Origin of the sequence: Vibrio sp. YIC-376, from assembly GCF_052353105.1 — a bacterium.
Taxonomy (GTDB): Bacteria; Pseudomonadota; Gammaproteobacteria; order Enterobacterales; family Vibrionaceae; genus Vibrio.
Genome location: NZ_JBBWFK010000001.1, coordinates 289189 through 305577, shown reverse-complemented (window position 1 = coordinate 305577; position 16389 = coordinate 289189). Strand labels below are relative to the sequence as shown.

17 protein-coding genes are annotated in these 16389 nt (G+C 42.5%); 8 read left to right on the top strand and 9 right to left on the bottom strand.

Features of this window, described 5'->3' with window-relative positions:
- Positions 1–91 precede the first annotated feature (91 nt).
- From WJM94_RS01350 to WJM94_RS01325, 6 genes are all read right to left on the bottom strand, one after another.
- A complete protein-coding gene (locus WJM94_RS01350) occupies positions 92–949 on the bottom strand; it encodes a fructose 1,6-bisphosphatase (protein ID WP_444492444.1) in 858 nt (285 codons plus the stop codon).
- A 247-nt stretch (positions 950–1196) separates the two neighbouring features.
- Entirely contained in the window at positions 1197–1607 is a 411-nt protein-coding gene (locus tag WJM94_RS01345) for a hypothetical protein (protein ID WP_444492443.1), read from the bottom strand.
- 655 nt (positions 1608–2262) lie between these two features.
- Positions 2263–3153 (bottom strand): hypothetical protein, encoded by an 891-nt coding sequence (locus WJM94_RS01340; protein WP_444492442.1) that lies wholly within the window; start codon positions 3151–3153, stop codon positions 2263–2265.
- 174 nt (positions 3154–3327) lie between these two features.
- A complete protein-coding gene (locus WJM94_RS01335) occupies positions 3328–3618 on the bottom strand; it encodes a tyrosine-type recombinase/integrase (protein ID WP_444492990.1) in 291 nt (96 codons plus the stop codon).
- Positions 3619–3655: 37 nt separating this feature from the next.
- Positions 3656–3916, bottom strand: a complete 261-nt coding sequence (locus tag WJM94_RS01330) for a hypothetical protein (RefSeq protein WP_444492441.1) — start codon at positions 3914–3916, stop codon at positions 3656–3658.
- 181 nt (positions 3917–4097) lie between these two features.
- On the bottom strand, positions 4098–4700 hold the full coding sequence (locus WJM94_RS01325) for a dihydrofolate reductase family protein (protein WP_444492440.1): 603 nt from the start codon (positions 4698–4700) through the stop codon (positions 4098–4100).
- A gap of 441 nt (positions 4701–5141) precedes the next feature.
- Here WJM94_RS01325 and sbcB point away from each other — a divergent pair, with 441 nt between their 5' ends.
- The 5 genes from sbcB (at position 5142) to purT (ending at position 10207) form a co-directional block, all read left to right on the top strand.
- Complete coding sequence (gene sbcB / locus WJM94_RS01320) at positions 5142–6563, top strand: exodeoxyribonuclease I (RefSeq protein ID WP_444492439.1); 1422 nt, start codon at positions 5142–5144, stop codon at positions 6561–6563.
- 59 nt (positions 6564–6622) lie between these two features.
- The gene (locus tag WJM94_RS01315; RefSeq protein WP_444492438.1) at positions 6623–6997 is read left to right on the top strand and encodes a CidA/LrgA family protein; all 375 of its coding nucleotides are present in this window, start codon (positions 6623–6625) and stop codon (positions 6995–6997) included.
- 1 nt (position 6998) lies between these two features.
- The gene (locus tag WJM94_RS01310) at positions 6999–7676 is read left to right on the top strand and encodes a CidB/LrgB family autolysis modulator (protein WP_444492437.1); all 678 of its coding nucleotides are present in this window, start codon (positions 6999–7001) and stop codon (positions 7674–7676) included.
- A 320-nt stretch (positions 7677–7996) separates the two neighbouring features.
- Positions 7997–8884 carry a cytidine deaminase gene (gene cdd, locus WJM94_RS01305; RefSeq protein WP_444492436.1) on the top strand — a complete coding sequence of 296 codons (888 nt, stop codon included), beginning with the start codon at positions 7997–7999 and terminating at the stop codon, positions 8882–8884.
- A 147-nt stretch (positions 8885–9031) separates the two neighbouring features.
- Entirely contained in the window at positions 9032–10207 is a 1176-nt protein-coding gene (gene purT, locus WJM94_RS01300) for a formate-dependent phosphoribosylglycinamide formyltransferase (RefSeq protein WP_444492435.1), read from the top strand.
- Positions 10208–10323: 116 nt separating this feature from the next.
- On the opposite strand, the gene WJM94_RS01295 is transcribed toward purT, so the two are convergent.
- Positions 10324–10974 carry a thiopurine S-methyltransferase gene (locus tag WJM94_RS01295; RefSeq protein ID WP_444492434.1) on the bottom strand — a complete coding sequence of 217 codons (651 nt, stop codon included), beginning with the start codon at positions 10972–10974 and terminating at the stop codon, positions 10324–10326.
- A 316-nt stretch (positions 10975–11290) separates the two neighbouring features.
- Between WJM94_RS01295 and WJM94_RS01290 the strand changes: the two genes are divergently transcribed.
- Positions 11291–12064: a phosphoribosylglycinamide formyltransferase gene (locus tag WJM94_RS01290; RefSeq protein ID WP_444492433.1), complete on the top strand. Its 774-nt coding sequence runs from the start codon at positions 11291–11293 to the stop codon at positions 12062–12064.
- Between the two features lie 118 nt (positions 12065–12182).
- On the opposite strand, the gene ihfA is transcribed toward WJM94_RS01290, so the two are convergent.
- Positions 12183–12479: an integration host factor subunit alpha gene (gene ihfA / locus WJM94_RS01285; protein WP_182032156.1), complete on the bottom strand. Its 297-nt coding sequence runs from the start codon at positions 12477–12479 to the stop codon at positions 12183–12185.
- A gap of 533 nt (positions 12480–13012) precedes the next feature.
- Between ihfA and WJM94_RS01280 the strand changes: the two genes are divergently transcribed.
- Positions 13013–13891: an AEC family transporter gene (locus tag WJM94_RS01280; protein WP_444492432.1), complete on the top strand. Its 879-nt coding sequence runs from the start codon at positions 13013–13015 to the stop codon at positions 13889–13891.
- A 232-nt stretch (positions 13892–14123) separates the two neighbouring features.
- On the opposite strand, the gene WJM94_RS01275 is transcribed toward WJM94_RS01280, so the two are convergent.
- Positions 14124–15119: a LacI family DNA-binding transcriptional regulator gene (locus tag WJM94_RS01275; RefSeq protein WP_444492431.1), complete on the bottom strand. Its 996-nt coding sequence runs from the start codon at positions 15117–15119 to the stop codon at positions 14124–14126.
- Between the two features lie 322 nt (positions 15120–15441).
- Here WJM94_RS01275 and WJM94_RS01270 point away from each other — a divergent pair, with 322 nt between their 5' ends.
- Positions 15442–16359, top strand: a complete 918-nt coding sequence (locus tag WJM94_RS01270) for an aminoimidazole riboside kinase (RefSeq protein WP_444492430.1) — start codon at positions 15442–15444, stop codon at positions 16357–16359.
- The last annotated feature ends 30 nt before the right edge of the window (positions 16360–16389 follow it).

The following is a 16389-nucleotide window of genomic DNA, read 5'->3' as shown; positions in this document are numbered from 1 at the left end:
ACTTCACTGGCGCAGAAACCCATACTAAATCCAATGTGCCTTAAAACTAATGTTGACTCGAATTGAAAATGCCAGGTGTTACTAATCGCTCTTAAACGTTTTTAGCCTTTATCCCAGTAATATGGAGTTTGTGGATTTCTTCACCACCAAACGGACTAATTGCTAACTCTATTAAACAATTAAGCTCGACTTCAGGTTGAAGCATAGAATAAATGTACTCAACGTTATCTTGGTTGCCAAAAATTGAAAAGTTGTACTCTCCTTTTGGAACGTATTGCCCTAGGATGGATACCGACAATTTGCCTGCATTTTTGTATTTATTGAAGTCAAATACTTCACACTTTACCGCGCGAACCTCTTGCTCAAGCTTTGTTGGAACATCAAACATTTTCGAGTCTTCAGAACCAATGAAAATATCTTTGTGCTCAGAATTCAATTTACCTGCTGATATTTCTGTAAGCTTGTTTGCACCAGCAAGATGAGCTAGATCTTGGAAATTTGGTAAAGATGCTTGCGCTATTTGAATTACAGTTCCGTGGTAGTGATGAACCTCATCGCCAATTCGAACGGATGCATCACCGTCATTATTGAATTCATACTGAGGAGATTCACCTTTTTGAACAGCACCACACACTGTCTTCAGTAAGCTGAAAGTATCTTTCGTGGCATCCCAGATATTTTGAGGACCATAAGCACTAAATAGAGGTAAGCCTAGCTGAACCCCCTGCAAAACTATATCGAAGTTAGTAAGTAATGAACCATGTTTAATCTCGGTGGTATTCAGAAAGTACTTTTCTCGTTCTTTGGCGGTAATACGTTTTAGGCCTGTAATCCCCATATAAGATTTATCGACAATTTTCTGAAAGCTATCTAAAGCCGCGATCGCAGTATGTAATGGCACACCATCTTTAAGCTTCTTTCCATCGATTTTGAATTGCATTTCACTCATAAAACAACAACCTAACTCATTCTTTGTTGCTAATAATCACATGCAGTAGGTAATTTATGTAGTGAAACATATGAATTATGTGTTCTATAGCTCATGAAATTAGGACCATAACACCCTAAACGCAATACCAAAGTCGCTGCATACCGCATTAAACACCAAACGCAAAGGGTTGTGAAAATGCCACGATGCTAAAAACTTTAGAAACAGCTTGTATGTGCTCAGCCATTGGTGCTATCTCCATCAAAGTTTAATCTTCAATATCAGTGGAGGAGTATATTCCAGCAGATAATAAACGAGCTGATTCTTTTTTACCTAAATACTCAACAACTAGTTCAGCATTATTTTCTTCGATCACTTCAAGCGAAATCATATCAACTAGATCACGAGCAATTTGATTGCGAGTACTATTTTTTACTAGAGGTTGAATCTCATTAAATACTTTAACTGAGATAATTTCACACAACTCTTGAACAAATTTACGCCTACTATCAATATCCTTGAGTTCATATGCCCATTGAATACCCGAGTTATCTGCTACTTCTTCAATGCATTGTTCAAGATGACTATCAATTGATTCAAGAGTCGTATCAAGCCAATCCTCTATGAACTTTTCAATTTCATATTGATATTTAGATAGTAATTTTTTAGCAGCATCCATATCCTGACTCTCATAATTAAAGCTAGCAATTTAGCACATGACGCACTGTTAATGTGTGAGCAACGAAATACCAAAGCTTCTTCAAACCACCTTAAACACAATGCTAGTAAAAATGCCGCGCGTTACGAATCACTCTTATACAGTTAGTTAAACTTTTTCTAACACCTATCGATAAAATCTTCACCAAACCCCCATTTTACATAGAAAACAAAAAAATATTTTTTTTGCCCAGTAAATGCCAACAAAATCCCAACCTGATCCAGCCAAATGCCAACTGCGCCCAGATCATTTTTATAATTCATTGTTTTTATTGATTTTAAACATGTTTAACAGATGCCTGAGCTACTTATAGTATCAATTTAAAGGTAACCAAGGAGAAACGAAATGCGTGAATACACCGAATTTTTTGTGCTCATTTTAGTGGCTATTGAAAGGCTAATTCGCATAGTAAAGCTATTAAAAACTGGTGGGAAATAACCTATCAACACAAAACACCCAAAAACTACAATACCGCCAACTTCTGTGTTGTGCGGTATTGCTATTTCCTCTGATAAACCTTGCTGCATTCAGGTCTGAGCAACGCTACCACCTAGTCTTAACCGTTGTACCGTAAACACACAACGATGGAATGAAAAATGCCAAGCGAAATGTTATGTTATGCTTTGTTCCCAGCGTTTTGCATACACCTGCGACAAGGCTTAAAGCCAAGGCTATCAAGCACTGATTTTTCGACAGACAAATCAGGGTTAAATTTTATCCAATAATAACTTTGGATAAGGTTTGATAGCGGCTCTTTATAACTCCCCACCCATATTTTTTCCTTTTCTCCTTGCTTTCCCTTCAGTGTATGTATATCTGCATACGTAATGTCATTAATCTTCTTTTGGGTGAACTCATCAGCATTTCTAAACCTTTCACTACACTCCAATAGTTCGTTGATTGCTGATTCGACGTTATCTAATGAAAGATTTTGATAGGAGAACATCCCACTGTTGGGGATTATATCAAAAAGGTGGCCTAGGATATTTCCGTGCTGGTTGTTAATCCGGGTTACTTCATTGTACAAATCCGTTGGGATAGAGTGTTGACTCTGTACAACACCATTTTCGTTAAATTGAATAACTCTCTGCTCTATAAAGTCAAATCGCAAATGAGTTGAACTATTACTACCATAAGTGTAATTATGAAACGCGTACCTTATTTTAGAGCTTACTGATTCTCTCACGTTTCGGTCATTATGGTTAATCGTGTAATCAAGGTAACTCTTTCTAAGCTCGATACAATTTCTATCGGTATGATAGCTGTTGTAGACTTCAGGGCGATCCTTATCTACTGAATTGACATAATGTTGTACAAGAAACTCAGGATTCTCGAGTATTGACCACAGCCTTACAAATTGATGTAGTTCATGTTCATTAAATATCTTTTTAATCTTTGTATACTGGATCAAGTCCGAGATATTCTTATACATACCATCAGGAAATTGTTTTGGTATGATTTTTTTAAAATTATATTGCGTGATAAATACGCTTTCACTAAAAACCATGACACCACCATTCAAACCTAGCCTTTGTGAACTCTACAACCATGCAGAGAATTGTACAAAAAACAGGTACAACGCTTATAAAGCGACTTAGAGCCGTCTTTTCTTCCATTATCAAGCCGCTTATCATTCACAAGTTCTAAGTATAGTCAGTAGCTTAATGATCTCTAGGAGCAATCAAATAACAAAAGCTTTTTCGTGATCTAATTCCTTTTGCACTTGCGCAAACAACGCTTCTCCGAACTTCTCGTACGCTTCTTTTTGGTCTGATAGCCAGTCATGTTTGTTGTAAATTGCCATTACGCCGACCAACTCATGCCCGAGCATTTTTTCGGTAACGTGCGGCATCGTGCCTAGTTCTGAACAGGTGGTAGAAATGCTGCGGCGGAAATCGTGAGTTTGCCAGTGAGGTAGGTTCAGGTTATCGCGTAACCTTCTTATGTAGCGGCGTGATGTGTTTGGGGGAATGGGTCTGCGAAAGGTGTTACCCGCTTTGCTGCGCTCATTAAGGGCGGTCTTGTGGGTGTGCCTTATACCAAGCTTCTAACAACTCTCTACCGTAAATGATTTCAGTCTGCATATGCATGTAAAACAGGAAGACGGCCAAAATTAAACTTACCCCGCTTAGCCAGCGCTGTGCTTTCTTTCTCTGTATATCGTAGAAATACATGCTCACACCCACAAGCAGGAACGGATATACGACTATTAATAGTAAAAGCCAACCCAAATAGCTTGATATTGCCATCTCTGTAAGTTCGCCAGTCATGCAGTTCACCAAAGCATATATAAAAACGATGATGCATATTAAACCAGCTGTGCTGAACACTGACGTTGCAGCCAAATAAAATCGACGCACTTCATATAGTTGTGCCAATATCGACACAAGTCGCCGCCTTAAACGCTTATAGGGGAAATCTACAATCTGGCACGAACGCAAAGCGCTAATTTCAAAACGAGCCTGTTTGCACTTCACCGGCGCGTTCATATTTGGCTACTATCACCCCTAGTGGAGAAATTTTCGTATCTATCAGATTGAATGCTAATGGCATCGTTCCGTTACCAAATAGACGCTTACCAAAACCAAGAGTAACTGGAAAAATCTTTAACCATAATTCATCTACTAGATCATTCTTAAGAAGTGTTTGAACTAGATTACTACTACCCCAAACATGCAGATCTGGGCCGTCATCATTTTTAAGTTCATGAAGCTTTCGGGCGATATCACCTGAAAGAATCTCTGAATTCTCCCAACTCAAATCTAATTCTGCGTTGTGGGACACAACATATTTTTTGACTTCATTTATTCCAGGCCATCCTTCAGCGTGGTGTGGCCAATAGCTTGCGAATATTTCGTAGGTTTTCCGGCCAAGGAGCAGTTCTACTCTGTCCAATGACATTTGCTCGCTCATTACTTTCCCAGTGAACTCATCAAAGTATGGGACTGTCCAACCACCGTAAGCGAAATTACCAGAACTATCCTCATCTCGGCCACCTGGAGCTTGTACAACTCCGTCGAGACTAACAAATTCGATGACTCTAATTTTACGCATGAACAGATCCCTCCAAACCTTGGCACAATACCGAACTAAAAATAGCGCCTAACGCTTATCAGACGGCTTATAGGCGTCTTTTGTTACGCTATCATGCGGTCTTTCAATAGTAGCTTGAGCGCATAATCGGTGAGTTGGTGATTCCTAATAATAGTTAATTATTGAAAAGCTGCTTAGTTCAAAGAATGTAATGAGAAATACGACCTATCCAGAATGCATCGTAGTTTGGAAACTTTGAGACGGTAGATATAAAACCTATAACTCACCATTTAAAAGGTTAACTCTTAACCCGTAAATTGCTCTTAAAGCCGTTCAACAAAAATCAAGCCGATGGTCACCTATCTGCTTTTTCATATTCACAATTTTACCTTGCATCTTTCGTTGCGAGTTAAGGCTTTGAATGGTCTAATACTCTCTTCGGTTCCGCAAACGGTAAGCAGAATGCGCCAAGACAATCAGCCCACTTTTTTCTTCTTTGACTACGAGACTTGGGGTACAAACCCCGCTAAAGATCGTCCGAGTCAGTTCGCTGGTGTTCGCACAGATGAAAACTTCAATATCATCGGCGAACCTTTAGTTATGTATTGCCAGCCACCTGCTGATTATCTCCCTTCTCCTGAAGCTGCTTTGATTACAGGCATTACCCCTCAAAAGGCCGTTCAGGAAGGTCTTTCTGAGCCGGAGTTTATCGCTAAAATTCATGCTGAGTTGTCCAAACCGAACACCACGAGTTTGGGTTACAACAGTATTCGTTTTGATGATGAAGTGACGCGTTATACGTGTTACCGAAATTTCATTGATCCTTATGCATGGAGCTGGCAGAACGGTAACTCGCGTTGGGACTTACTTGATGTCATGCGTGCTTGCCATGCTCTCCGTCCAGAGGGTATTGAGTGGCCAGAAAACGAAGACGGATTCACGAGCTTTAAGTTAGAGCACTTGTCTGTTGCCAATGGTATCGAACACAGCAACGCGCATGATGCAATGGCTGACGTTATCGCGACGATCGAGATGGCGAAAAAAGTCAAAGCCGCGCAGCCTAAGCTGTTTGAGTACTTCTTCTCGATGCGTCAAAAACGTAAGCTGAATGAGTTGGTTGATATCGTCAATATGACGCCTCTGATGCATGTATCAGGCATGTTAGGACGTGAGTGCCAATACACAAGCTGGATTGTACCGGTTGCCTGGCACCCAACGAATAACAACGCGGTAATCACGATTGATTTAGCGAAAGATCCGCAGCCAATTCTTGAGTTATCAGCCGAAGAGCTTCATGAAAGGTTGTACACCAAACGTGAAGATCTCGGAGATTTATTGCCAGTACCCGTCAAACTCGTGCACCTGAACAAGTGCCCTATTCTCGCTCCGGCTAAAACACTGACGGCTGAAAACGCGGAGTCGATTGGTATTGACCGTCAGCAGTGCTTGAACAATCTTGCACTGCTTCGCCAGCATCCAGAGATTCGTGAAAAGCTGATCAGCCTGTTTTCCGTCGAGCGCACGTTTGAAAAGAGTGATGATGTGGATACCCAGCTTTATGATGGGTTCTTCTCGCCTGCGGATCGCGCAGCGATGGATATCATTCGTGAAACCGATCCGAATAATCTGGCGGCTCTGGATATTGAGTTCGATGATAAACGCATTAAACCATTGTTGTTCCGTTACCGTGCGCGGAATTTCCCAGGCACTCTCGATGAGCAAGAACAAAGACGTTGGGCACTACACTGCCGTGAAATCTTTGAAAGCCAAATCGAAGAGTACATGATGAATTTAGAAAACTTAGTTCACGAACATGAAAGTGACGAAAAGAAAATCGCACTATTAAAATCCGTTTATCGTTACGTCGAGAGCCTAGCCTCTTAGTTTTATTACTTATCCAAGGGCACCGTCAGGTGCACTTGTCGTTTCTATATGCTATCAAAATGATAAAAGATCGATTCTTACAACTGGTTCAATTGCTTATTTCCCTCTTTCTCATCATGGGATCGCTTGGTATCGGGGTTACTATCCAAAAGTTCACTGACGCTTCCGTTCCGGGTAGTGTCATCGGCATGATCATCTTGTTTTTGAGTATGGTGCTTGGCATCGTCAAAGTGGAATGGGTCAAACCCGGCGCGACTCTGTTTATTCGCTACATGATTTTGTTATTTGTCCCAATCAGTGTCGGCCTCATGCAGCATTTCGACCTCTTATTCGCTAACGCCTTGTCAATTCTAGCTAGCGCGATAGGTGGTACCCTGATCGTTATGGTCAGCCTTGCGTGGCTGTTGGATTACTTGCTTAAGGAGAATCACTGATATGTGGATTTTACTCACTATTGTCGTTTTCTTTATCGCCCGGAAAATTGCGGTCAAGGCAAATCATCCGCTTGTAAACCCGCTACTTATCAGTATTGCGGTCATTATCCCGTTGTTAACCTATTTGGACGTGCCGTTTGACACTTACTACGCCGACAACCAGATATTTAGTTTCTTACTACAGCCTGCGGTCGTTGCACTTGCTTATCCACTTTACGAACAGCTTCCGCAAATCAAAGCAAACTGGCGTATCATTACCCTCGCTTGTGTTCTGGGTAGCGTGATGTCAATGCTGACGACAACCTTAATCGCCGTTGCATTCCATACTGAGATTAGTTTGATCGCCAGCTTGGTTGGTAAATCCGTAACAACCCCTATTGCAATGGAAATCTCCAGTCACCTCGGTGGTGAAGCCGCTGTTGCTGCGATCTTAGTTCTACTCGTGGGTTTGCTGGGTGCCATCGTCGCCTACCCAATCTATAACCTAATTGGCATTAAGCATCCTATCGCCCGAGGTCTTACAATGGGCACCGTGTCACACGCACTTGGTACTGCAGCCTGTGTAGAGAAACAACCGGCTGACGCAGCATTTTCATCTCTGGCATTAGTCTTGTGCGGTATTATCACTTCTATTCTGGCTCCAAGCTTTTTCGCTCTGGCGGTCTGGCTATATCAATAATAAGTATCAGCGGCCTGTCTATTCTTCTGGTAGGCCGCTAGACTCATTCTCCCTTCCCCTTCGTCTAATGTTCAAACCGTAAAAGCCGAAGCGACTCATTAGCAAGCGCTCTCACTACCCCATTTCTTGGGTATATGTGCATGAGTTGATATATTTATGAGACGGAAATAACACTCAGCAGCTGTGCAATCGAATACATGTGTGACATCACTCTAATTATGTAACGTGATTTATTATTGCATTGACAAACGTGATCAAAAGCACGGAACATTTCTCTCCTTTGCATAGAATAACTGTCCATGCAATAACAAGGATTCAACATGAAAAGTCGCATTGAACAAGCGCTATCAAACGCTCCTGAAGCACTTTCAAACCTACTTGCTCCTATCGTCCTAGCCGACGATTTTGATGCCACTCTTTCAGTTCAGCAGTTCGAGCAGTTACTTTCCGCTACTGGTCTATCAGATAAAGAGCTACGTGTTGCTCTACTTCCTTTTGCTGCAGCCTATTCTTACGCTCCTATTTCTGAATTCTACGTTGGCGCAATTGTTCGTGGTCTCTCAGGTCGCCTTTACTTCGGTGCAAACATGGAATTCCTTGGTGTTCAGTTAGGTCAAACCGTTCACGCAGAGCAATCTGCAATCAGCCATGCCTGGATGAAAGGCGAACGTGGTCTAAAAGACATTACAATTAACTTCAGCCCTTGCGGCCACTGCCGTCAGTTCATGAATGAGCTGTCTACTGCGAAAGAATTAAAGGTACAACTGCCAGAGCGTGAAGAAAAATCGCTGCACGAATATCTTCCTGAAGCGTTTGGCCCTGCTGATCTGGGGATCACATCTGGTTTAATGGCAGACGTGAAACATCAGTTCGGATGCGATGATGACGATGTATTGATTCAAAAAGCCGTTGATGCAATGAACATGAGTCATGCCCCATACACGAACAACCTAAGCGGCTTAGCATTAGTGCTTGCTGATGGGCGTATTATTCAGGGTGCCTACGCAGAAAATGCCGCATTCAACCCAAGTCTTCCTCCTCTGCAAGTTGCGCTGATTCAGGTGCTTCTGGCTGGCGAAACGTTCGATAAAATTACGGCAGCGGCTTTGGTAGAAAATTCTGAAGGCAAGATTAGCCACTTAGCCGATACACAATCGACGTTAGAAGCTTTGAATCCGGATATTCCGCTCAGTTTCGTTAACGTATAACACTGACAATAATGTTGATAGAAGCTCTACAATATGTAGAGCTTTTTTATTGTGAAAAACCCGGGAGCAAACGTTTGCTTTGCGAGAAAAATTCAGTATGATCCCCTGAAAATTCTGTCTCATCACTTTATTTTGTAAGGGAACAATATGTTCGGTACCGCAACTAGCGCGAATGCTACCCGTGTATTACTTTTAGGCTCAGGCGAACTTGGTAAAGAAGTAGCAATTGAATGCCAACGACTTGGTTTAGAAGTCATCGCTTGTGACCGTTACGCGAATGCACCGGCGATGCAAGTCGCTCACCGCAGCTACGTGCTTGATATGCTAGATGGCCAAGCTTTAGAAGAGATCATCAACAAAGAACAACCAGCTTACGTGGTACCGGAAATTGAAGCTATCGCGACCGACAAACTGGTTGAGCTTGAAGAGAAAGGCCTGAATGTAGTTCCAACTGCAAAGGCGACTAAACTCACAATGAACCGCGAAGGCATTCGCCGTTTAGCAGCAGAAGAGCTTGATCTTGCCACTTCTCCTTACAAATTTGCAGATAGCTACGACGATTTCAAAGCAGCAGTAGAATTCGTGGGTATCCCATGTGTCGTTAAACCAGTGATGAGTTCATCTGGTAAAGGCCAGAGCGTTATCAAAACAGAAGACGACATCGAAAAAGCGTGGAATTATGCACAGGAAGGCGGTCGTACTGGCGCAGGCCGAGTGATCGTGGAAGGCTTTATCGATTTCGATTACGAAATCACGCTACTAACAGTACGTGCAGTTGATGGCGTACATTTCTGTGCTCCAATCGGTCACCGCCAAGAAGATGGTGACTACCGTGAATCTTGGCAACCACAAGAGATGTCTGAGAACGCGATAAAAGCGGCTGAGTTCACTGCTGAGAAAGTGGTTAATGCTCTGGGTGGTTACGGCATTTTCGGTGTGGAGCTATTTGTGAAAGGTGACAAAGTTATCTTTAACGAAGTTTCTCCTCGCCCACACGATACTGGCATGGTAACCATGATTTCACAGGAAATGTCTGAGTTCGCGCTTCATGTTCGTGCGTTTACAGGTATGCCAATTAACAAAATCGTCCAATACGGCCCTTCTGCATCAGCAGTTATCCTGGGACAAGGCACTTCAACGAATATTCGTTTCGATAACCTGTCTGAAGTATTGGCACAGCCACAAACTCAAGTTCGCCTCTTTGGCAAACCTGAAATCGATGGACGTCGTCGTTTAGGTGTCGTACTTACTCGTCGCAAGACTACAGAAAAGTCTGTGCAGGATGCTGTAGAAAACGCATCTAAAGTAAATATCATTTACTAAGCGCCCTGTTTAGGCTTCTAACATAACAAAAAGCGCAGCAACTACTAGTACGTTACTAAATAGTTAGCTGCGCTTTTTCGTATCTCTGGGCAAGTAACGAACTACTGCATTAAAAGTTACAGCGCTTCGATTAAGTACACTTCTTCAGAAAAACGACTCAGCCCCTGCTTAGCAATTTTCGGGTGCTCTTCATTCGCTTCATCAACATTCAGGCAAGTGACTTTGTAACCTGAGAACAACTGTTCTATCTCGTTTACCGGCACACTAAATGGAGGACCCGCCATCTCTTCCTGAGCGTAGTTTAGTGTCACAAGCAGAATACGACCTCCCGGCTTAAGAAGCTGTTTTAAACGGGTAGCGTACTCTTCTCGCATCTCTTGCGGCAGTGCTACCAGTGCGGCGCGATCATAAACGATATCGGCTTGAGCAACAGGAGCACTAAAAAAGTCACCAGTATAAATTGAGAGTTCATCAAACTGATACAACTCATGCATGCCACTTATTTGCGTTACCGTCGGTGTATAAAAGTGCTCAGCGAAGAAAGCACGTACCGCAATTTGGCTTAACTCGACGCCAGTAACCTCGTCATGTTTGGTTGCCAACCAGACAAGGTCTTCGGACTTCCCACAGAGCGGAACCAACACCGTGTCTTCGCGTTTTGGGTTCGTATGGTGCCAGTGCTGAGGCAATAATGGATTTACATCTTCCAGGTGAAATCCGATTTTGTTGCTGGCCCATTTGTTGTGCCAAAATTCTGGGTCTCTCATTTTACTTTCTACTTGTCAGCTGATTTTCATTTTGTGGGATAAGACTAATGATTTTTCCGAATTTGTCTATGCTGTTCATCTTTAGTTAATACGCAAATGCTAGGATGATTTCATGCTTTAGAAAACGATTCTGACGCTTAATTAACAGAATAATGAAAAGTAAAATGGTGATCTAGTGCATAATTTCACTATAAACATACGCATTAACCTTGGGATCTTCCAATTAACTCCCATTAATGAATAGCAACCTAATTTGCCAAACTTAGCGACCTTTTTGTTCCCCATTATCTAAGTGCAAGTAAGTTAAGGAGAGTGAATGAGCTTATTTTTCCGTACAACAGCATTGATGCTTTTGGTACTAAGCCGTGCACCCGCATTCGCCGCAATTCCTAGTACTCCAAGTAACGAGCAAAATCGTTCCACCAGTCAAAACGAAGTTTGTTCAAAACTATTCAAACATAGCCTTAGTGGTTTGTATGGTATTCAGACTCTAGATACAAACCCAACTCAACCCTATTCGGATTTCGATATTCTTTATAGCAAAGCACATCAAGCGCAATTTGAGCTTGAAACCATCTGTAAAAGCACTGCCCTTCTCAACGACGCCCAACCCTACTTTGCCGGCGTAAAATCCAAACAACGAGCAGAAGAAAAAATTTCCCACGAACTGGACGGTCAGGTTGAGCGCATTACCGATCTGGCGCGAGCGACAATTGTGGCGGAAGATGTGGCAAGTTTAGTTTCGATATACGAAACACTGGAACGTGAAACGACGATTGTTAACGTCAAAAATCGATTTAAAAAGCCTGGCCCATCAGGTTACCGAGATTTAAACCTACTGGTTCGTCTACCTAAAACCAATCTTGTCGCAGAAGTTCAAATACATTTGAAAGCTATTGCGGATGTGAAAAACGGCCCGGAACACGACCTATATGAGAAAATTCAGAAACTTGAACGACAAGCGATAATGGAAAAACGTAGCCTGACTGAGTTTGAAATGGCATCAGTAAGAACCATGCGCAGTCAAGCGAAGAACTTGTACCAACAGGCATGGCAGCCTTACTTAACCACGCATTTAGAAGCTGCTTAGCAAAACATCTTCTCTGAAAATAATAAACCACCGCATTGCGGTGGTTTTCTTTTGTATGCCGACACTATATGCACACATAACAAATGACCACGATCAGGCCGTGATCGATTTGATTGTTTTACTGTTCTTTCTTAAGACTTTCTACGCGAGCTTTCAACTTCTGGCCCGGGCGGAAGGTAACGACACGTCGAGCAGTAATTGGAATATCTTCACCGGTTTTCGGGTTACGACCAGGTCGTTCGTTCTTGTCACGAAGATCAAAATTTCCAAAACCTGACAGTTTTACCTGTTCGCCACTTTCCAGTGCCTTACGAATTTCTTCAAAGAACACTTCCACCGTTTCCTTGGCGTCCCGTTTACTAAATCCCAATTTATCAAACAGGTTTTCTGCCAATTCGGCTTTTGTGAGCGCCATAAAACTTTCCTCAAAGCTATGTTTAACAATGCTACCTAGTGTAGCGCCAGAGCAGTTTTACCCTACCAATTCAACAACATATCGGGGTTACATCAGGAAGTGTATGACAAGCTTATGATTTTCGCCAACTTTTTTCTTTATGAATAAATGGATTACAGATGGATAAATTATTGTTAAATGCCGACATTTTAACGCTTTTTATTTAGAGAATCCTTAAATACAAATTACAAGCAGTCATATTAACCAATAAATCTTATTAATTTGGTATATAAAACTATTCAATAAATATGTCAGCTATAGACTAAATTACAAACCTCTGACATAAAACTTATCGGTATTTCAGTGATTTATATGTAACTGGATACCTAATCAAATAGTTCTGCCATATAGCTAGCAAGCGCCAGTTCTCCGTTTTAAAGCTTGATTCACCCCAAGGTTCTCGCTGTTTTACGATGACTCACCATACAAAGGTTGATAATGTGAATCTAAGTTCATTTAGTAACTAATTTTTTACCATCTATTTAAGAGCGGTCATGATAAATCAAGTCATTAATATTCTTTTTCCTGTATTTGCTCTTGTTGGCGTAGGTTATCTTGTGGGGCGTCATATCAAACCCGACTTCCGCCCAATCAATCGAATCAACATTGATGTATTTACCCCTGCTTTGGTATTTTCTTCGCTTGTCAGCATGCCGCTTGATGCTGATCAGGGGCCTCTTCTTTTCGCCGCCGTTATCGCTGTTTTAGCCCCGGGTTTACTTATGATACCTATCTGTAAAGCGACTGGGTTAACCTTTAAAGCCTGGGCGCCCCCACACATGTTTCGTAACAGTGGCAACTTAGCTATCCCTCTATTTACTTACACATTCGGAGATGTTGCGCTTTCTTCAGCGGTTTTGCTGTTTGTTGTTTCAGCTTGTTTGCATGTTAGTTTAGGGGTAATACTACTGAGTAACGGGAATCCGCTGAAGCAGATCATCAAAATGCCAATATTTTTTTCGGCTTCTCTCGCATTAGGTTTGAACTTATCGGGAATCGGGGCGTGGACTCCCTTATATGAAGCAACCGCCTTGTTAGGCCAAGCGGCTGTACCTGTCATGTTACTGTCTCTTGGTGCACAGATGTGTAACTTACGCTTGGATGGCCTAAAAATTGGTGTGACCTGTACAGTACAATCACTGGCAACGGGAGCAGTCGCGTTTGCGTTAATCTACTGGTTCATTCCACTGCCGACCATGCAGTTACAGATGATGGTACTTTTCACCATGTTACCGCCTGCCGTTATGAATTATTTATTCGCAGAGCGGCTGAATATAGAACCAATGAAAGTTGCTTCGATGGTGTTATTTGGCAATTTTTTCAGTGTCCTGACCCTGCCCTTGCTGCTCAGTTACACTTTATCGCTCTCTTAATACAAAGAGAGCCACCCTAACAGTTAGTGCCATTTACTTAACAGCAAACAGTTTATTTCAATCAACCGTCATCCTGGATAGCGACGAAGGAGCGTGATTCAGGATCTTCTATTCGAGCACTTTGTTGTCAAAGGTATTTCACTATATTCTCAGCGTGATGATACTAGATTCCTAGTCTCGCTAAGGCTCGCTGGAATGACCCTATAAGAGTCGTTAAGTTACTAGCATGACCCTAACGATAGTGTAATTTTGCAGGAAGAGTCAGATGTTCCGCTTGACGGTCTGGCGAATCAACTAGCGCAGTGACTTGCTCAAATAAGGTTTGGGCGATAAGTTCGCAATCTTGTTCAATTGAATCAATTTTTATCGGCAAACAGTCCAACATTGCTGAATTATCGAATGTGGCTATTTTTATATTTTCATTTAGCAACCGATGTTCCGTCAGATAGCGCAGAGCGCCTTCCAGAATGGAATAAGAAGCAACAAATATTCTTGTCGGTAGACGCCCAATATCTTGTTGAATCTCCTGCAACATTGCATAACCAGATTCAGGTTGATAGTCCTTATGCCTGACCATAGCCAAATCCAGCTCAATGCCAGTTGCTTGCAACGCTGCCTGATAGCCCGAGAATCTGTCTTTACTTGGTGAAAGATTTAATTGCCCGCCTAAATACGCACATTCTTCTGCTTGCTGACAAAGTTTTTCTACCACTTGTCGCGTGGCGCTGTATGCATCAGTTTTGATCGTGGTTAACGAGGTAGACTCAAAAATACGGTCAAAAAGTATTACCGGGGTCTCTTGAGTGATTTCAAGATAAAACGTATCTTCAGTCATCGCTGTCGCGACCATCAACAGATCAACTTGCCTCTCTAGTAGACTCTGAACTGCGGCTTTCTCGAGCTCAGGATTATCTTCCGAAGAAGCGATTAAAAGCTGGTAGCCATGGCTACGGGCCCGCTGCTCTAATAATTTAGCTGTCGTAGCAAATCCCATATTGGCTAGATCAGGTATCACGAGACCTAAGGTATAAGTACGATTTGCCTTAAGCGCTCGGGCGTAGAGGCTTGGTGCGTAATTGTATTCATCGACCACTGCTTGAACTCGTTTCACCGTTTCTTCATTAATACGATGCTTCTTCGCATGGCCATTAAGGACGAAGCTGACCGTGGATTTAGATACTCCAGCGAGTTCTGCAATATCCGCCAACTTCAGTTTTTTCTTTTTCAAATTAACCTGCCGTGGTGACTGACGCCTAAATCTATCGGATCAACATAACGTCAAAAGGTGTTCATAACACTCTAAATTTTAAGTGGTTCTCTTAGATTAACGTGTTCCGATAATAACTTAACTACGTTGCGGGCCATGATACCTGTGTAAATAGTGAAAACCATCCCTTTTGCTACCATGATTGCTACTTAGCTTCCCCATTGCATGGTTTAGATCACAATCATTGCCTATTTTCACTCTCCTAAATGAATTTTAATTGATTAGCTAAATCGTTTTAGCTAAAAATACTCTCAGTGATTCTATGTAGTTTAAAGGATAAGTTATGAGCACAATTTGGGTGACTGGAGATGCGGTCGTTGATTTGATTCCGGATACCGAAAGCACGTATCTAAAATGCCCAGGCGGCGCACCCGCTAATGTTGCGGTAGCTATAGCGCGTTTAGGTGGTAACACTGCGTTTTTTGGTCGCGTTGGACTCGATCCGTTAGGTCGATTTATGAAAGAAACGCTCAGAAACGAGTCTGTAAACACCGACTTTATGTTGCTTGATGAAGATCATCGGACATCAACCGTTATCGTGGATTTGGATGACTCAGGCGAACGCAGCTTTACGTTTATGGTAAAGCCAAGTGCAGATCAGTTCCTGCTGCCTGCAGATATTCCCGACTTTTCACAAGGGGACTGGTTACATGTCTGCTCTATTGCTCTGGCAAACGAACCAAGCCGTAGTAGTACGCTAAAAGCAATGCAAGACATTAAAGCAGCCGGCGGTTTTGTCAGCTTTGATCCTAACCTTCGTGCAGAAGTGTGGGCAGACCCAAGTCAACTTAAACCAGTGGTACGCCAGGCCATCGAACTCGCTGACGTGGTGAAGTTCTCTGACGATGAACTGCTTTTCTTAACCGATACGGATTCATTAGAGTCTGGTCTGGAAGCGATCAAACCTTTCGGTAATACACTTGTATTAATCACACAAGGTGCCAAAGGTGCGTTGGTCGTATTTGCCGAAGAGCAAGAGCTGATCTCTGGTCAAGCTGTTAAACCTGTCGATACGACGGGGGCTGGTGATGCCTTTGTTGGTGGCCTGCTCGCTAAGTTAGCTCAGCAAGCAGAATGGGCGAATAAAGACACTATTCGTGCTGCAGTAAATTGGGCGAATGGCTGCGGTGCGTTAGCCACGACTCAAAAAGGGGCGATGACAGCATTACCGACTCAAGAAGCCTTGCTCGCTTACATTTAAGGTCTAAAACAAATGACCATTAGCAAAATC